Source organism: Chromobacterium aquaticum, from assembly GCF_021129195.1.
Taxonomy (GTDB): domain Bacteria; phylum Pseudomonadota; class Gammaproteobacteria; order Burkholderiales; family Chromobacteriaceae; genus Chromobacterium; species Chromobacterium aquaticum.
On sequence record NZ_JAJOHW010000046.1, the window covers coordinates 1 to 18,077 of the forward strand.

The window sequence follows — 18,077 nt, forward strand, 5'->3', positions numbered from 1 at the left end:
GCCGTCGCCGTCTGCGAGGAGCTGGCCGGCGCGCGGGCGCAAAACCAGGGCGGCTTGGAACACTTGAGCCAGCTCGCGGAGCGCCAAGGCCTGCAAGCGGAGTCGGCGGCGCAAGCCTGGCAACAAGCCTTGGCCGCCAGTCCCTTCGCGGACGAAGCCGCCTTCCTGGCGGCGGCGTTGCCGGAGGCGGAGCGCGAGCGTCTGCGCGCGCTGGCGCGGGAGCTGGAGCAGGAACGGCTGCGCGCCGCCGCGTTGCGGCAGCAGGCGACGGCGCGCCTGGAGACCTTGCCGAGCCAGGCAGAAACGCGGCAGGAAACCTTGCGCGAGCAAATGCAGGCACTGGACGCGGAGCGGCAGCGGCTGGCCGAAGAGCAGGGCGCTTTGCGCGCCTTGCTGGACGACGACGCCCAGCGCCGCGAGGGCCAGCGCGCGCTGTTCGCCCGCATTGACGGCCTGCGCGCCGACGCCGATGTCTGGCAGCGGCTCAGCGGCCTGATCGGCTCCGCCGGCGGCGACAAATACCGTCGCTTCGCCCAGGGCCTGACGCTGGACCACCTGGTGGCGCTGGCCAACCGCCATCTGCAGCGCTTGCATGGCCGCTACTGGCTGCGCCGCCGCGCCGGCGGCGAACTGGAGCTGGAAATCGTCGATGGCTGGCAGGGCGACGCCGCGCGCGACACCCGCACCCTGTCCGGCGGCGAAAGCTTCCTGGTCAGCCTGGCGCTGGCGCTGGCCTTGTCCGACCTGGCCAGTCACAAAACCTCGATCGATTCGCTGTTTCTGGACGAAGGCTTCGGCACCCTGGACGGCGAAACGCTGGAACTGGCGCTGGACGCGCTGGACGCGCTCAACGCCGGCGGCAAGACCATAGGCGTGATCAGTCATGTGGAGGCGTTGAAGGAGCGCATCCCGGTGCAGATACGGGTAAGCAAGACCGGCGGCGTGGGCTGGTCCACGCTGACGGTCGGCGCTTGAGCAAGGGCCTGTTCAAGGCGGCGCTAGATCGCGACAGCGTGAACAGGCCCTTCAAGTCAGGGATGAACGCCTTCTCAGAACCTGTTTACGATCTCGCGAGCTAAGGCGAGACAAGGCGAAAACGAGCGAAAAAGCGGAATGTACAGGTGGTGCATGAGCATTTTGAGCTCGGTTTCAACGCCCATTTCTATCCATCCCGCCGACGCGCAGCAGATCGTAAACAGGTTCTCAGCCGGCGGCGAAGTCGCTGAGCGCGGCGCCTTCCATGCGGTAGCGCACCCATTCCGCCTGCGGTTTGGCGCCTATGGACAGGTAAAAGTCGATGGCGGGCTGGTTCCAGTCCAGCACGCTCCATTCAAAGCGGCCGCAGCCCTGTTCCACCGCCAGCCGCGCCAGGTGGCGCAGCAGCTGCTTGCCGGCGCCGCAGCCGCGCTGCCGCGGCGAGATGTACAGATCCTCCAGATACAGGCCCTTCTTGGCCAGCCAGGTGGAGTAACTGTAGAAGTACACGGCGTAGCCGGCCGGCTCGCCGTCCACCTCGCAGATCAGCGCCTGCCCCGAGCTGTCCGCGCCAAACAGACTGGCGACGATGTCATCCTCGGTGGCGGCGACTTGATCGCCGGCGCGTTCGTAAACGGCCAGCTCCTTGATGAAATGCAGGATCAGCGCGGCGTCTTGCGCCTGGGCGGGGCGGATATGGATGGACATGGTGATGACTCATCGGTTTGAAATGGAATAAAACCGTATACTACGGTCAACACAAACTGCACGCGCTGCATTGTTTTCAAGTCATGATGAATACCATGCATTCAGACCTGCGCCGGCTGGATCTCAACCTGCTGCTGGTTTTCGACGCGCTGCTGCGGCGGCGCTCGGTCAGCGCCGCCGCCGACGAACTGGCGATGAGCCCGTCCGCGCTCAGCCATGCGCTGGCGCGGCTGCGCGCCGCGCTGGGCGACGACCTGTTCGTGCGCATCGGCCACGCGATGCAGCCCACCGCCTATGCCGAGCGCCTGGCCGGCGCGGTGAGCGCCGCGCTGGAGACGCTGTCGCAAGGCCTGGCCGAGGCCGGCGGCTTTCAGCCGGAGCGCAGCGAGCGAGCCTTCGTGATCGCCGTCACCGACTACACCGCCTTCGCGGTGATGCCGCGCTTGCTGGCGCGCCTGCAACTGGCCGCGCCGTCTGTGCGCTTCAAGCTGGTGCATTCGCGCGGGCGCGAATCCGCCGAGGACCTGGCCGCCGGCCGCATCGACTTCGCGCTGGGCTATGTGGAGGATATCGCCGAGCCGGCGGCCGGTATTGAAAGCTTCGACTGGCTGGAAGACCGCTATGTGGCCATCGCCAGCTGCGGCCATCCCGGCATTCGCGACCGCCTCAGCCTGGCGCAATACCTGGCGGCGCGCCACGTGGTGGTGACGCCATGGGACGAAACCCGCGGCGGCATAGACCGCGCGCTGGAGCGGCAGGGCCTGCGCCGCGACGTGGCGCTGCAATTGCCATCGGTGCTGGCCGCGCCCTTCATCATCGCGGAAACCGAATGGATCATGACGCTGCCGCGCCTGGCGGCGCGGACCTTGAGCCAGGCCGCGTCCATCGTCCTCCACGACGCGCCGTTCGACATTCCGTGCTACACCCTCAAGGTGTACAGCCATGCGCGCCATGGCCGCAGCGCCGCCCACGATTGGCTGCGCGCGCAATTGCGCGCCTGTGCCCCCTTGCTCCAGGCTTAGCCAGCCGATCTGCGCCGTCTTGATGTCCGTCATGGTCTTCCCCATGAGCGAAGCGTCCCTGGGCGCAATGACGGGCTGGGCGGCAACGGAACTGGAAATGCGATTATCATGTGGCTTCAATCATGCGCGGCCAAGCCGGGCCATCGCCCGGGGCGGTTGCGCCAGGAGAAGCCGATGCAAGCAGAATGGAGCGACCTGGACCGCTATTTCACCACCGCGCTGCAAGTGGAGGACCGCGCCTTGAACGGCGCATTGGCCGCCAATGCCGCCGCCGGCCTGCCGGCGCAAGACGTGTCGCCTTTGCAAGGGCGCTTTCTGCATATTCTGGCGCGGCTGATGAGGGCGCGGCGGGTGCTGGAGATCGGCACCCTGGGCGGCTACAGCACCATCTGGCTGGCGCGGGCGCTGCCGGCAGACGGCCGGGTGGTGACCTTGGAAGCCAACCCTGCGCACGCGGACACGGCGCGGGCCAATCTGGCCGCCGCCGGCGTGGCGGACAAGGTGGAACTGCGGGAAGGGCCGGCGCTGGACAGCTTGCCGCTGCTGGCCGGGGGCGAGCCCTTCGACCTGATCTTCATCGACGCCGACAAGCCCAACAACCCGGCCTATCTGGAATGGGCGCTGAAACTGGCGCGCCCCGGCGCCGCCATCGTCGGCGACAATGTGGCGCGCGGCGGCGCGGTGGCCAATGTGGTCAGTCAGGACCCCAGCGTGCACGGGGTGCGCCGCTTCCTGGAGGACATGGGTGCCGAGCCACGGCTGACCGCCACCGCGCTGCAAACCGTGGGCGTCAAGGGCTGGGATGGTTTTTCCATCGCCATCGTCAACGCCACGGATTGAGGCCGCGCCTGTACCCGTGAATCCGCGCTCAGCCGCTGGATTCCAGCGCCGGGTCCGCCGCCGCCGTCCCCTCCGCTTGTTCTTGTCCAACGTCGCGAAGGAACAGCGCCACCACCAGCGCGCTGGCCACGGTCAGGCCGGACAGCACCGTCAGCAGGCGTTGGAAGGCGGCGGCGTAAGCCTGGGACAGCGCCTCCGGCGCGAGGCCGGGCAGCAGCTCGCCAACGGCGGCCAGCTTGCCCAGCGCGCCCTGACTGGCGGCCGTGGCCAGCGCCTGGGGCGCCGCGGCGGAGATCAGGGCCAGACGCTGTTGCAGCAGCGCCGCCAGCAGCGCGCCCACCAAGGCCAGCGCAATCCCTTCGCCGGCTACCCGCGTGGTGCTGAAAATGCCGGCGGCCATGCCGGCGCGCTCCTTGGGCACCACGCTGACCGCCAGGCCGTCCATCAGGCCCCAGGGCAGGCTGATGCCCACGCCTATCAGCAGCAGCGGCCACAAGGTCTGCTGCAGCGCGGACACTTGCGGATAGCGGCTGAGCCACCACAGGCCGGCCGCGCATAGCAGCAGGCCGCCGGCGGACAACGTCGCGGCGGACAGCCAGCGCGTCAGCCAGGCCGCGCACAGCGGCAGCGCCAGCATGGGCGCGGACAAGGCCAGCATCACCCGGCCCGCCTCCGCCTCGCTGACGCCTTCCGCGCCCACCAGGCGCAGCGGCAGCAGCACCAGCAGCACCACGAAGGCGTAAGCCGGCGCGGCGGCCAGGCATTGCACGCCGACGAAGCGCGGATAGCGGAACAGGCTCAGGTCCAGCATCGGCCGTGCCGCGCGCCGCTCCAGCGCCACGAACAGCCAGAACGCGGCTACGGAGCCCAAGAGCAGGGCAATCACCCGCGGGCTGCTCCAGCCCAGCTCCGGCGCCGCCAGCGCGCCGTAAGTCAGCAGGCTCAGCGCCAGCGTGAAGCTGAGCGCGCCCGGCCAATCCAGGCCGGCGGCCTGCGGGTCGCGCGATTCGCGCATGCAATAGGCGGCCAGGCCCAAGGCGAGCAGGCCTACCGCGCCGGCCAGCACGAAGATCGCGCGCCAGCCCAGCGCCTGGATCAGATAGCCGCATAGCAAGGGGCCAAAAGCCAGGCCGATGCCGAAGGTGGTGCCGATCAGGCTGAAGGCGCGCGTGCGTGCCGCGCCGGCGAAGCTTTGCGCCAGCGCCGCCAGGCCGCTGGCGAAGGACAGCGCCGCGCCCAGACCCTGGGCCGCGCGCAGCAAGTCCAGCCACAGCAGGCTGCCGGCCAGGCTCAAGCCCAGCGAGGACAGGAAGAAGAGGCCGACGCCGAGCAGAAACACCCGCTTGCGGCCGTATTGATCGGCCAACGCGCCGGCGGCCATCAGGCTGCCGCCGAAGGTGAGCATGAAAGCATTGGTGACCCAGGTCAGCGCCAGCGCGTCGCCGCCCAGCTCACGGCCTATCGCGGTCAGCGCCAGCGCCGGGCCGGTGAAGCTGAGCGGCATGGCCAGGGCGGCCAGGCATACCGCGGCCAGGGTCAGCAGATTGGCGCCCTGGGAGGGCGCCGGTTTGGAAAGATGCATGAGTTCGCCTTTTCAAAGAGTGGGGCAAGTGCCCGCGCGGCGCGGAGCCGGCGGGCTGATGCGGATGGTCATTGGGCGAACACATGATAATTTGGCGGCAATTGACGAAAAACAGGCGATGTGTCCAAATTAAGCGGACAAAAACTCCTTAATAAGGATGTGGGCATGGATAGTTTGAGTAGCCTAGCCGCCTTCGTGCGCGCCGCGGAGGCGCAAAGCTTCGTCGGCGCCGGCCGCGCGCTGGGGGTGTCCTCGTCCGCCGTGGGCAAGAGCGTGGCGCGGCTGGAAGAAAAACTGGGGGTGCGGCTGTTCCAGCGCAGCACCCGCCATGTGCGGCTGACGGCGGAGGGCGAGCTGTTCTACGAACGCTGCCGCCGCATCCTGGACGATATCGACGACGCCGAGGCCGAACTGGCGCAGAGCCGCGCCGCGCCGCGCGGCAAACTGCGGGTCAGCCTGCCGGTGGTGGGCTATCGCATGCTGCTGCCCATCTTGCCGGACTTCATGCAGCGCTACCCGGAAGTGGAACTGGACCTGGATTTCTCCGACCGCATGGTGGACGTGATAGAAGAGGGGCTGGACGCGGTGGTGCGCAGCGGGCCATTGGCGGATTCCCGGCTGATGGCGCGGCCCTTGGGGCCGTTCCGACTGCTGGTGGTGGGTTCGCCGGGCTATCTGCGCGAGCGCGGCACGCCGCAAAGCCCGGAGGACCTGGCCCATCACGCCTGCCTGCGCTACCGCTTCCCCAGCACCGGCAAGCTGCAGACCTGGGCAGTGGACGGCGTGCCGGCGGGCCAGGACTGGCCGCCCAGCAGCGCCATGAGCTGCAACAATATCGAGGCGTTGATCTGCGCCGCCAGCCAGAACCAGGGCTTGGCGTATCTGCCGGATTTCATCGTGCGCGACGCGCTGGCCGCCGGCCGGCTGCAAATCGTGCTGGAGCCCTACCTGGGCCAGACCGGCATGTTCCATGTGCTGTGGCCGTCCAGCCGCCAGTTATCGCCCAAGCTGCGCGTCTTCGTCGATTTTCTGTGCCAGCGCATGTTCGCGCCGCCGGGAGAGGCCGCGCTACCTACACGCCGCGCTGACGGCGGAACGCCCACCAGCCAGCCAACAGGCTGAAGCTGGCCACCAGCAGCACCAGCACCCAGAAGCCGTGCGGATGATTCGCCAGCGGCACGCCGCCCACATTCATGCCGAAGAAGCCGGCGACGATATTGATGGGCAGCGCCAACACCGTCACCAGCGTCAGCGTGAACAGGGTGCGGTTGCTCTGCTCGTTCAGGCGCGCCGCCAGTTCTTCCTGCAAGAGCTTGATCCGTTCCACCAGCGCGGCCAAATCGTTCAGCGTCAGCGCAAACTCCTCGGACGATTGGCGCAGCGCTTGCGCGTCGGCCGCGTCCAGCCAGGCCGGCGGCCGGTTCAGCAGCCGGAACAGCGCGCTGGGCTCGGGCGCCAGCAGGCGTTGCAAGCGCACCAGGGAACGCCGCATCGCCGCCAACTGAGCGCGCTGATCGTCCAGTCTTTGCGCCAGCAGCCTGTCCTCCAGCACATCCACCTGCGCGCCGCTGGCGCGCACAATGCCGGCCAGCGCGTCCGCCTGGTTCTGCAGCAAATGAACCAGCAAGGCCGCCGGCGAGCGGAAGGCCGCGCCGGCGCGCACTGCCGCGCGCAGCCGGTCCACCGAATGCAGCGGCTTGACGCGGGCGGTGATCAGCACCCGCGGACGCGCATGCGCCCACAAGGTGGCGATATCCGACGAGGCCAGGCCAAAGCTGAAAGCCACATCGTTGATCACCGCAAGCAAGGCCTGATCCAGCAATTCGATGCGGGTGGAGTTGGAGCCGCCGCGCAAGGCCTCGAAAAAATCCTCCTGCAAGGGCAGGGCCGCGCGCAGCCAGCGCTCGCTGGCGGCATTGGCCAGATTGAAATGCAGCCATAGAAAGGCGTCGCCGTCCGGCGGCGCGCACAGCCAAGCTTGCGCCTGGGCGGAATCGATTTCCTCGCCGGCGCCATCCGGATGAAAACAAAAGCCGCAGATCAAGCCGGCCTGGTCCGAGCCGTATTGCTGCTGGGTAATGGGGTGGTTCATGGCGCGCGGCCGGGATGATGGCATACCGCTCAGCTTAGGCGTGGCGGATGACGGACGGGTGACAATAAGATGACGGGCGGCCTTGGCGCCCGTTCAAGGCCTCGTCTTGAAGTGAGCCAACGCTGCGTTTTTGAGTAGCTGTTTTTCTTGTTTGGGAGAATGAAAAAGTGGGGGTATGCGGCGGGCGAGCTTATGCTGAGCGGAGATGAAAACGCCGCAGTAAAACAAGGCGGCGAATAAGCCTTCCGTGATCAGGGCGGAGACAAAGGACATCCCTAATGCAACAAGATGGGAGGAAGCTGCAGGGTGATAGTTCCTTAATAAAAACCCGGACAATATCGAGACAAAAAAGATAAGTTGCAGCGCGATGCTTTGCCCGCTCTGGCCTAGCTTATTGATAAAAAAGGCTTTGCGATCCGTAATGGTGTTGACAATGAGAAAAATGGACACGCCACCCTTTTTCGAAAACTCGCTTATGGTCAGCGCGACGGCTTCGTCAAACCTTTTAATATGGATTTTAAGGCTATTAATGGGAATGAGAAAAAACAAAAACCAGCAAGCCATTGCGGGCATGGCGGGCTTGCCAATGTAGTAGGCGGCGGTAATGAAAATGCTGGGAAAAAGCAGCGCCGACAGTGCGAGTGTGGCGAAGGAAATGGCTCTGGCGACAATGGTTTTTTTCTGAACTGCCATGACCCAGAGATTGATTCCGGTGAGAAGAATGGCGATGGCTAGATAGACTGAGGCCATGGCCAATGAGGTTTTTACATTTGAATGGCTCGCCTTATACGTCATGGCAAGAGCAGAGGGAACCATCAGCCATGAAAAAAATATTGTCGCCACGGACGGCGCGTTTGGCGATGGCGTTATGTTTTTTGGTTTAGCCATGGGTGTTTAAAAAATTGTATGGGCTCATGGGTTCATTGAGGCATCGCGATAATAGGGATCTCCAGGGGCGACTGGGCATTGCTTTTCCACATTCTCGGGCCAAACAGGGATGCTACTTGTCCGCATGGCAAGCCATCTGCCAGGATAGGTGGCTATATAGATCAATAAAAACGCCAGTCTCACCGACAAGGGCGTGGAGTTTACATAAAAATCATTGCGCTGCACACCAAAGCAAAAGGCTTCTCTTTGGTTGGCAATCGGCAGGCAAGCCTTGACTTCCTGGATGACGCTGGCCGGGCCTTCTTCCATATAGCGGCGGATGAACTCCCAATGCTGTTTCAGCAGCTCCCGGTCTTTCGCCCCCACCGCCAACTCTGAGAAGGCGAAAGTGGCGGACACCTTGCCTTCCACATCCAGCTTGTGGCCTTGAATCTCCCAGGTGTTGCTTTTGCCCAGACCCAGGCAAAAAAAGCTGTGGTCCCAGTCAAACTCCACGATCTTTCCCCCAGGCTGAAACGCGAATATTTTCCTGGATTTCCTGTTCAGCCGAATCGGGTAGTGGGTCAGCGAGAAGGCCTCTTTTCTTAACAGCCAGGTCAAGGCGCTGCCTATCAAGCCGGGGCCGAACAGCAGCAGCAACACGGCCTGGGTCCAGGCCTGCTGCGGGGAATAGTAGGGGCTGGGACTGGCGCCGCTGGCAATCAGGATGAAATCCAGCGCGATAGAAGCGCAGCCGATGGGAATGATGTAGAAGCAGGCCAGCAGCACGCTGCTCATCACGCCCTTCCAGCGGAAATACTTGTCCACCAGTTCTAGATAAGTACTGTTGATCCTGATCACGGCCAACTGATAAGCCAGCGGCAAATCCAGTTTCTGGTGGATGTTCAGGGCGTGCTCAAGCTCCAATCGGGTCAAGGGGCGATTGATGGTGTATTTTTGATATAAGCCGGTATATTCCATGGTGGTGAGAGCGTAATGGACGGCATACCGTCCAGATTGGGTTCAGTAGTTGAAGTACATCACGCCGAACGCACCGGGGTCGCCTGGTTTGCATTTGGTTTTTTTGGGAAGGTCGATGTTGTCAGGGTCAGACAATTCCATGGTTTTGAATACTTGTGTGGCCGCATTGACAAACATCATGAATCTTTTCCCGGTTACGAAAGAATATAGTCCAAATAAAGTGTAGAAAAATATGCAGGTGCATATGTAGTCAAAGTCAAAGAATAGTTTAATTAAATCGTAACTGGTGAAAATATTTACGATAAAAATAAATGCGGGAAATAATAAAAACAACATGAAAGATACGGAAAGTGCCCACCATTTTATAATGTTTTTTATATGCGCATTTTTTCCTCTGGAGCAATGGGGGTAGAGCGCAATGATCCTATCTTTAGGTCGTAGTATTGCCACAATTTCAAAATAATCATCTCGTTGTGTTCCTATGACTTCCACTTCATCGCCTGCTTGAAAGGGGCTAAACCAGACCCAGCCTTTCGCTAGCTGGCCATTGACCTTCATCTCCACATAGTCGGCCTCTTCGCGTAAATTCGCTGTATCTCTAGCCGTGCTTGCTGCGATGCCCGCTGCACCTGCGAGTGCTCCTGCGATGGCGGCCAAGCCCATGATGTTGCGGTCGCGGTCGGTAAAGAAGAAGTTGGCCATCTCCCGCGATTTTTTGTAGTGCGATATTTTTCCGCTGATTTTGCTTAGCTCCATCGTTGATGGGGTGGGCGCTAAGCTGCTAGGTGGTGATGTCGCCATGTCGGGAAGCTCAATAGTTGAAATACATCACGCCAAATGCACCTGGATCACCAGGCTTGCGCTTTGTGCGTTTGGGTAGGTCGATATTATCGGGGTCTGGCAACCCTAATACTTTAAAGACCTGTGTAGCCGCGTGCACATACATCATAAATTTTCTTCCAGTGACGAGTGAGTATGCTCCTAGGAATAGATACATAAATATAGTCGCATACAAATACTCTACCCCAAAAAAAGTAAACAGTTTCTCTTTTCCGCCGATAAGATCAAATATTGTAAATAATATCGGGATAAACACGGCAACCAAGAAAGTTGTTGCTATGAACCACCACTTGATGATGGTGGTGATGTGAGATTTTTTGCCGCGAGAGCAATGTGGGTATAGGGCGATGGTGCGATCTTGAGGTCTTGCAATGGCGATGATTTCAAAGTAATCCCCTTGAAATGTGCCGATTAGTTCTACTTCATCTCCATTTTTAAACGGACTAAACCATACCCAGCCTTTGGCAGGTTGCCCATTAATTTCCATCTCAACGTAGTCGGCTTGCTCGCGCAAATTGCTTGCATCCCTAGCGGTGCTAGCAGCCATGCCCGCTGCACCGGTGAGTGCTCCTGCGATGGCGGCCAAGCCCATGATGTTGCGGTCACGATCGGTAAAGAAGAAGTTGGCCATCTCCCGCGATTTTTTGTAGTGTGATATTTTCCCGCTGATTTTGCTTAGCTCCATCGTTGATGGAGTCGGCACTAAGCTGCTAGGTGGTGATATCGCCACGTCGGGAGGTTCAATAGTTGAAATACATCACGCCAAATGCACCTGGGTCATCAGGTTTGCGTTTGGTTTGCTTCGGTAAGTCAATATTGTCGGGATTTGATAGGCCTATGGCTTTAAAGACATGTGTTGCCGCATGTACATACATCATGAACCTTTTTCCCGTAATGTAAGCGTATGCCCCAACGATGGCATAAACGGCTGCGCATACATAAATATAATCGAAATCTATCAGAGTAAAAATTTCTTCTTTTCCTGAAATGAAGTCAAATATTCCAAAAACCACTGGTGCCAATATTGCGACCAAAAAGGTTACAGATAAAAGCCACCATTTACATACTGTCTTGATGTGTGCAATTTTTCCACGGGAACAGTGGGGGTATAGTGCTATGACTTTATCCTTGGGCCTGGTTACGGCAATAATCTCAAAATAACCATCTTGTTGAGTGCCAATGGCCTCTACTTCATCTCCATCTTGAAATGGGCTAAACCACACCCAACCTTTGGCAGGCTGCCCATTGATTTCCATCTCGATATAGTCAGCCTGCTCGCGTAAGTTGGCTGCATCTCTAGCGGTGCTTGCAGCAACGCCGGCTGCGCCAGCTAGAGCCCCGGCAATTGCAGACAAGCCCATAATGTTGCGATCGCGGTCAGTAAAAAAGAAATTGGCCATCTCCCGCGATTTTTTGTAGTGCGATATTTTTCCGCTGATTTTGCTTAGCTCCATCGTTGATGGAGTCGGTGCTAAGCTGCTGGGTGGTGACGCGGCCATATCGGGAGGCTCAATAGTTGAAATACATCACACCAAATGCACCGGGATCGCCTGGTTTGCGTTTTGTAAATTTAGGCAGGTTGATATTGTCAGGCTCTTTTAAATCTAAAACTTTGAAAACTTGTGTTGCAGCATTGACATACATCATAAATTTTTTCCCATTAACAAAGGAAAAGGCGCCAGAAAGAATATACATTGCGGCGCACATGTAAAGATAGTTGCTGTTTTGAAAAAGATATGGTCCACTTTCTCCGGATATAAGATGGTAGAGCAGGATGATAAGTGGGAAAATTATAAACACATAAATAGACATGCCTCCAAGCCACCATTTTATAATGTTCTTGATATGAGCATTTTTGCCACGAGAGCAATGAGGATAGAGGGAAATGACCCGGTCCATTGGTCGGGCGATGGCGATGATTTCAAAATGGTCATCTTGTTGAGTTCCAATAAGTTCAACTTCATCACCATTTTGAAATGGACTAAACCAAACCCAACCTTTGGCAGGTTGCCCATTGATTTCCATCTCAATATAATCAGCCTGCTCGCGTAAGTTAGCTGCATCTCTAGCGGTACTTGCAGCAACGCCGGCTGCGCCAGCTAGAGCCCCGGCAATTGCAGACAAGCCCATAATGTTGCGGTCACGATCGGTAAAGAAGAAGTTGGCCATTTCCCTCGTTTTCTTGTAGCGGGAAATCTTGCCGCTGATTTTACTTAGTTCGGTGGAGGGGGCACGACTAACAGTACTATTTACAATCATAAAAAATCCTCAAACTTGCTCTGCGACCTTAGGTTTTGTAAATATTTTCTCAAGCGATTGATTCAGGTCTTTTATGTCTTTGGGAGCTTTCGAGTTTTTGTTGTCTTTTCCAAATGGAGTTTGACTGACCCAAATCTGTAAATCGTCATCTTCTAGAGCCCAAATCAAACCTTGTAGAACAAATATGGTTAAGCTGACCCAGCTGCCCACTGTCATGAAAACAAGGCGAGTGGCTAGTATTGCTGCTGAGCGTGCTCCCAGTGCAGCAGCGGTCTCTGCTACAACTACATTGCTGCTTACCCTCAAAATGATTGGTGCGGCATAGGTAAAGGTTGAGAGGCCTGCCATTCCTAAGGCGACTCCTCCTGCCATCGCTTTTACCCCATATAAGCCTGCAATTAAGCTTTGCCCTTTCTGTGAGGCTTGGTTGGCGCTGCCAATATCTTGATAAACCCCAATCCCATTCGACGCCGCCATCAACAAACCGCCCATCAGTTTTAGCCGCTGTATGCTGCGAGCTTGCTCTCCATCTTTCAAGACCTGACTGAGGGGTAGACTCATTATGTCAATAGCCTGGGCTGCCAAGGCCATGCCGGATGCGGCCAGGCTGGCGTACAGCGCGCCGTCCTTCTCACTTTGCAGCAACAACCGTCCCAGGTAGACGCCTTCTATCATCATCACCAACAAGGTCAGGCGGGCATCCTTGACCACGGACAGATGGTCTTTGGGTTTGTCCACCCGCAGCTTATCGTAGGCTTTTTGCAGTTTGGCCCCCTGAGTCCGGCGGTATTCCGCCTCTTTGCGCAGTGCCTTCTGCAAGCGCTTGTATTTGGCTTGCGGGGTGGGTTCTTTTTTAAATTTTTTGCGTTGGACATTGTCCGCACACTCTGCCGCCACCAGCGCCTTGATGTCGGCGGTGCTGACTAGGGAGCGGCAAGCCAATACCATTTGCAGCAGCTTTTCGCCCAGATAGATTTCCGCCTTGTCCAGTTTCAAGGCGGCGCCGGCGCGGCCGGCGGCCGGCGCGAAGGTCTTGATGATGGCGTTGCCGGCGGTAACGATCACATGGTCTATCTGCCCGGTGCGCGCGGTTTTGAGGCTGACGCCGAAAACGGTGTCGCCCTGCGGGCTGGCCGCGGCGATGTTGGCCTGGTACAAGGCGGAGTTTTCCTTGTACATGTCCAGCAGCTTCTGGAAATAGTTCTTGGTGGTTTCTATGGTGCGCACCGCCGCGTCGCTATACGGCGTGTTCTGGTTCTGCTTGGCGTCCTTCAATGCGGCTTTGAGTTCGGCTTCTATTTTCTTCTGATTGAGCGCCAGCGCACGGTAAAGCATATTGCTACGAGCTATCGACACATCGTTGGCCCAGGCCTCCAGCTTGGTCTGGCCGATGATGGTGACGTTGATGCCGCTGATGGCGTGGCCGATGACAGCTTCGAACTCGATGCCGTCCTTGGGGTCTGCGTCGTGGTAGTCCTCCAAGGTGTCCAGGAACAAGGGCGCTTGCAGCCAGCGTAGCAGGGAGGCCACGGTTTTGTTCTGGCGCTCGCGGATGGCGGTGTCCAGCTCGTTTTGGAATTTCTGGAAGTTGGACAGGCGGTCCGGGTCGATTTTCTTGCGGTATTTGGGCCAACTGCGGTCGCCGGCCTGTTCGATATTGCTGTCGTAGTATTCGCCGCGTTTGTTTCGGAAGGCGGCCACCTTGGCCTTGAGCGCGGCGATCTGCTGGCTGCGTTGCGGCTCCGGGACGCGGCGCAGGTCGATGGCGTCCAGTTCATTGGGCGCGATAGAGGCCGGGATTTGCCAGCCGGCCCATTGGTCCAGTAGATCGCATACCTCCAGGCGCTGCCGTTTCAACACCGGGTCTTGCAGCTTGGCGATGGCGGCGCGGCGCTGGGCCATGATGGCAGGGTTGTACCAACTGGCGGTATCGCGCCGCATCATATCGTCCTGGAACTTCTCCTGTCCTTCCTGGGCCTGGGCGCTCAGTGATTTCCGGATGTTTTCCAATGCCTGGATCGCGTGCAGCTGGAAGCTACGCTCCTCTGCGAACAGCAAGGCCAGGCCGGCGCTGTCGTTGACATAGCCGTTAAGCTCCTGGGCGGTGCCGATGGCGTCCCACAGCGCCAGGATGTGGGGGGTATTGCTGCCGCTGCTTTTCTTGGCGCGCGCCTGCATGAATTGCAGGCTTTCCTCCGCCTTGCCGCGACGCGCGTGGATGGGGTAGCGCGTATAGTTTTTGTCCACCCGGGCCTTGTCGTAGCTGCCGTCTTCCTTGCTGAAGGTATCGGTCTTGGGGTCGTAGGCCAGTTGGGCGGGCTGGTAGCCGGGGTGGTATTCCATCACCGCTTCGATCGCGGCCTTGCTGGCGGTGGTGCCGTGGGCGTTGGAACTGCCGGCGGCCATGGCCTTGGGGTCTATGGCCTGCATGCGGGCGGCGCGCAGCTTGGCGTCCTGAGCATAGCGCTGCAGTGTCAGATCGCCCCATTTGTATTCGCTGAAGGCGATCCAGGCCGGGCCGCATTTTTCCGGCTGTTCGATGATCAGGTGGTGCAGCCGGCTATTGCTGTGGCCGGCGGTGTTGCAAACCACGCTTTCCCCGGCCACTTTCGCCGCCTTGGGCGAGGGCTGCTTCAGCAGGATGCCGTCTTCGGTGACGCTATAGCACTCCCATAGATTGGAGCCGCGCGCGTGCTTGGAATAAAACAGGTAGACGAAGCCAGCGCGCAGGGTGCGCAGCGCGTAATGGAAGTCCGCGTCCAGCGCGATGTCTTTGACTTTATCGGCACAGGCCCAGGCGGGCAGGGTGGCTTTCACCGTTTTGGGCACCGGCGCGTAGCGTACCGGCATGATGGGCAGGCCGCTGGCCTGACAGGCTTTACACAGTTGGCTCATGATTGGCTGTGGTCCGAGATATGGGGTGCGTGATGTCGGCTGCGCTCAGGCGCTGGCGGCGATGGCCGCCCAGTCGGCTTCGCTGAGCGAATCCGTCAGCCCGCTGTAGAAGTCGTCCGCTTCGCGTTCCGCCAGCAGCGCTTGCACGCGGGGGTGCAGATAGAAACGGGGGTGCACGGTGATGGCGTGCAGGGCGAAGCGGGACAAGTCCTCCTCGTCGTCAAAGCCCAGCGCGCCGGCATGGCGCAAGGCGGAGAACGCGTGCAGGCGCGCGGTTTCCAGCTTGCCGCCATCACACTCCGGCGCTAGCTCGCGCCAGGCCAGCAGTGCGCGGTTGAGCGGGCCGATGCGGGCGAGGTCTTCCCACAAGCCGGGCTCCCAGCGCGAGAGCGGGCGCGGCGTGCCCGCGACGGTTTGCGCCGGCTGCAGGCAGATGAGTTCGCCGGCCGGGTCCAACAGCCACCAGCGCTTGATCGAGCCCAAGAGGCCGTGCTGCTGCGCGGTATTCAGCAGCGGCCACAGCGCCCAGCTCACCGCCGGGTCGTGCAGGCGCAGCAGGTGGGTCTCGCCATTGGAGTTGCGGCGTATCATCTGGCGGCCGATATGGGCAGCGGCCAGTTTGGCGGAGCCGGCGATTTCCAGCCAGCCGGCCACGCGCCGGCCTTGCCCCAGCGCCAGCGCGTCCGGCTCGGCTTCCGCCAGCGCCTGGGCGATGCTGTCGGCCAGCGCTGACGCGCCGGAGTTCAGCGGCAGCCAGGCCGGCTGGCGCGCCGGGTCCAGTTGCGGATGTTTCAGCGGCAGCAGCAGGCCTTGCTGCCGGGCTTGCTCGTTCAGTTCGGCTTCGGCGCCCGCCAGCGGGCGGCTGGGCGCGTCCAGGGCCAGCAGCAGTTGTGCGCCGGTGTGCAGGCGGTCTTGCAGCTGTTGCAGAATGGCGGCGTGTTTGGCGGATGCTTGCATGGCTCAGCCCAGGCGCACGGTGGCGGATTGGGTTGCGGCGGCGCTGTCCAGCGCTTGCTCGCAGCCTTTGTTGAATTTGGGCAAGGGCGCATTCAGGCTGGTGGGGCCGCTGAGGTTATGGCTGGCGCCTTTCACCGTCACGGTGCCGGGGCAATGCACTTCGATGTCGCCGCCCTTGAGCCGGATATAGCCGCCGCCGGCGGTGACCAGGATTTCCTCCTTGGCGGTGACGACGATGCGTTCCTTGCAGGAGGTGATGGTGACGTCCTTGTCCGCGGTGACTTCTATGCTGTCGCTCTGCGCCTGCAGATGCACCTTGCCCTTGGCGGCGATCAGCTTCAGCGCGATCTTGTCTTGCAGGCCGGTGACGAACAGGCTGATCTTGTCGCCGACATTGTGAATCCAGCGCCGGCCGCTGGTTTGATTGGTGTCGCGCTGCGCCACCAGGTCCAGATTGGTTTCCGCGGCCAGGGTATGGCTCTGTTGGCTCAGGCTGGCGATGCCGGCCGGCGCGGATAGAACCAGCAAGGGCTGGCGGCCGGAGATGTCCTGGCCGGTTTTGCCTTCCTTGTCGGTATTGGTTTCCGCCTCCCAGGCTTTCAGCGCCGCTTGCTGGTGCTGCAGGTGGCCGATCAACTGCTTGCCTTCCCGCTTATTGTCGTCGCCTATGCCTTCCGGCCCGGTTTCCATGGTATCGGCCTGCTGGCCGCTGGCGGTTTCACCCAGGCTTTGGCTCAGGGCCAGGGCTGCATCGAGCTGGCTTTGCGCTTGTTCGCGCGCCAGTTGTTTACCGGACGCGCCGTTCTGCGCTTCGGTGGACAGCAGCAGGCCGTGGCCGGCGCGGATGGCGCCGTGATTGTCGGTGCGTAGTTCAAAGCCGTCGCCGCGCGGTTCGGCCTTGCCATTGCTGCGCGGCTGGGTGAGGAAGCCTTGGTTGAGCTGGGTTTTGCCCGGTTCGCTCGACAGTTTGGCGCGCACTTCGCCCGGGGTGTCGTCGAACAGCAGTTCGTTGTACTGGCCGCCCAGGTGTTCCTTGGATTTGATGCCGGACAGGGTTTTATTCGCCGGCAGCGCGCCGGCGCCGCTGAAGTCCGGGGTGGCATGGCTGCCGTTGTAGAGCACGCCGGTAATCACCGGGCGGTCGATATCGCCTTCGATGAAGTCGACCAAGACTTCCTGGCCGATGCGCGGGATGAATTGATGGCCCCAGCCGGCGCCGGCGCTGGGCATGACCACGCGCAGCCAGCAGGAGGATTTATCGTCCATCCCCGCGCCGATGCTGGGGTGTTCGTCCGGCCGCTGCCAGTGGAATTGCACCTTGATGCGGCCGTGCTGGTCAGTGTGGACTTCTTCTCCTTGTGGTCCCACCACGGTGGCGGTCTGCACGCCACGGGACTTGGGCTTGGCCAGTTCGGTATGGGCGTAGGCCGGGGTCAGCGGCACGCCGCGGCGCTGGGCGTCGAAGTCGGCACGGAACGGTTGCGCTTCCTTGCCATCCTGGAAAGCCTTGAGATCCGCCGGCAGGTTGTTGCGCGCGCTTAAAGTCTGGCGGGTCACCACGAATTCGCGCTGCTCGCTGCTGTCGCCGTCGTGGGCCGGGTGTTCATCCAGGCGGAACCACTGGCCGGCGGCCAGGCCGCGCACCGAACCGCCGCCGCTGAACTGCTTGGCCTTGAGGTCGTGCGCCTGCTGGCGCAGCTGGGCGTAGTGGCTGAGTTGGTCGGCGTCGCCGGCGTAGTACAGCGATTGCGGGTCGTAGTCGTGCAAGGACGATTGCAAGGCCTTGCCGTTCTGGCCCTGGTCGATGCGGCTGTCGTCGCCGCTGTGCTGGGTCTGCACCGGCTGGTAGTCGAAGCTGGCCAAGGCCACCGCGGCGGGGACGATCTGGCGCTGCGCGTTCCACTCGGTCAGGCCGTCCTCGGCCTCGGTGGCGTCGCTGCGGTGGAAGCGCACTCGTTCCACGCTGGCCGGCGGCAGGCTGTAGGGGTCGTCGAAGGCGACCAGTTGCACCTGGGGGGTGTCACCATCGACATGATCAAAACGCCAGGCATAACCCTCT

The 18,077-nt window shown here is 60.9% G+C and carries 16 protein-coding genes; 4 read left to right on the forward strand and 12 right to left on the reverse strand.

Features of this window, described 5'->3' with window-relative positions; all coding sequences use genetic code 11:
• A partial coding sequence (locus LQT98_RS08205) for an SbcC/MukB-like Walker B domain-containing protein (RefSeq protein WP_269325975.1) occupies positions 1–975 on the forward strand: 975 nt, incomplete at its 5' end.
• A 228-nt stretch (positions 976–1,203) separates the two neighbouring features.
• Here the strand turns inward: LQT98_RS08205 and LQT98_RS08210 are convergent.
• Entirely contained in the window at positions 1,204–1,683 is a 480-nt protein-coding gene (locus LQT98_RS08210; protein ID WP_048410986.1) for a GNAT family N-acetyltransferase, read from the reverse strand.
• A 95-nt stretch (positions 1,684–1,778) separates the two neighbouring features.
• On the opposite strand from LQT98_RS08210, the gene LQT98_RS08215 reads away from it, so the two are divergent.
• Positions 1,779–2,705, forward strand: a complete 927-nt coding sequence (locus tag LQT98_RS08215) for a LysR family transcriptional regulator (protein WP_231461876.1) — start codon at positions 1,779–1,781, stop codon at positions 2,703–2,705.
• Between the two features lie 174 nt (positions 2,706–2,879).
• Positions 2,880–3,545, forward strand: a complete 666-nt coding sequence (locus tag LQT98_RS08220; protein WP_231461877.1) for an O-methyltransferase — start codon at positions 2,880–2,882, stop codon at positions 3,543–3,545.
• 28 nt (positions 3,546–3,573) lie between these two features.
• On the opposite strand, the gene LQT98_RS08225 is transcribed toward LQT98_RS08220, so the two are convergent.
• Complete coding sequence (locus tag LQT98_RS08225; protein ID WP_231461879.1) at positions 3,574–5,127, reverse strand: MFS transporter; 1,554 nt, start codon at positions 5,125–5,127, stop codon at positions 3,574–3,576.
• A gap of 165 nt (positions 5,128–5,292) precedes the next feature.
• Between LQT98_RS08225 and LQT98_RS08230 the strand changes: the two genes are divergently transcribed.
• The gene (locus LQT98_RS08230; RefSeq protein WP_231461881.1) at positions 5,293–6,249 is read left to right on the forward strand and encodes a LysR family transcriptional regulator; all 957 of its coding nucleotides are present in this window, start codon (positions 5,293–5,295) and stop codon (positions 6,247–6,249) included.
• Here the strand turns inward: LQT98_RS08230 and LQT98_RS08235 are convergent.
• From LQT98_RS08235 to LQT98_RS08280, 10 genes are all read right to left on the reverse strand, one after another.
• Positions 6,200–7,219, reverse strand: a complete 1,020-nt coding sequence (locus LQT98_RS08235; RefSeq protein WP_231461883.1) for a transporter — start codon at positions 7,217–7,219, stop codon at positions 6,200–6,202. The genes LQT98_RS08230 and LQT98_RS08235 overlap by 50 nt on opposite strands.
• A 93-nt stretch (positions 7,220–7,312) precedes the next feature.
• The gene (locus LQT98_RS08240; RefSeq protein WP_231461885.1) at positions 7,313–8,107 is read right to left on the reverse strand and encodes a hypothetical protein; all 795 of its coding nucleotides are present in this window, start codon (positions 8,105–8,107) and stop codon (positions 7,313–7,315) included.
• 24 nt (positions 8,108–8,131) lie between these two features.
• A complete protein-coding gene (locus LQT98_RS08245) occupies positions 8,132–9,067 on the reverse strand; it encodes a DUF6708 domain-containing protein (RefSeq protein ID WP_231461887.1) in 936 nt (311 codons plus the stop codon).
• A gap of 42 nt (positions 9,068–9,109) precedes the next feature.
• Positions 9,110–9,868, reverse strand: a complete 759-nt coding sequence (locus LQT98_RS08250; protein ID WP_231461889.1) for a putative type VI secretion system effector — start codon at positions 9,866–9,868, stop codon at positions 9,110–9,112.
• 10 nt (positions 9,869–9,878) lie between these two features.
• Positions 9,879–10,592, reverse strand: coding sequence for a putative type VI secretion system effector (locus LQT98_RS08255; RefSeq protein WP_331282535.1), 714 nt, complete (start codon positions 10,590–10,592; stop codon positions 9,879–9,881).
• Between the two features lie 55 nt (positions 10,593–10,647).
• Entirely contained in the window at positions 10,648–11,361 is a 714-nt protein-coding gene (locus tag LQT98_RS08260) for a putative type VI secretion system effector (protein ID WP_231461892.1), read from the reverse strand.
• Between the two features lie 55 nt (positions 11,362–11,416).
• Positions 11,417–12,166: a putative type VI secretion system effector gene (locus LQT98_RS08265; RefSeq protein ID WP_231461893.1), complete on the reverse strand. Its 750-nt coding sequence runs from the start codon at positions 12,164–12,166 to the stop codon at positions 11,417–11,419.
• Positions 12,167–12,175: 9 nt separating this feature from the next.
• Positions 12,176–15,061, reverse strand: a complete 2,886-nt coding sequence (locus LQT98_RS08270) for a T6SS effector BTH_I2691 family protein (RefSeq protein WP_231461894.1) — start codon at positions 15,059–15,061, stop codon at positions 12,176–12,178.
• A 45-nt stretch (positions 15,062–15,106) separates the two neighbouring features.
• Complete coding sequence (locus tag LQT98_RS08275) at positions 15,107–16,018, reverse strand: hypothetical protein (RefSeq protein ID WP_231461895.1); 912 nt, start codon at positions 16,016–16,018, stop codon at positions 15,107–15,109.
• Between the two features lie 3 nt (positions 16,019–16,021).
• Positions 16,022–18,077, reverse strand: a 2,056-nt coding sequence (locus LQT98_RS08280) for a type VI secretion system Vgr family protein (RefSeq protein ID WP_231461896.1), incomplete at its 5' end; no start/stop codon positions are given.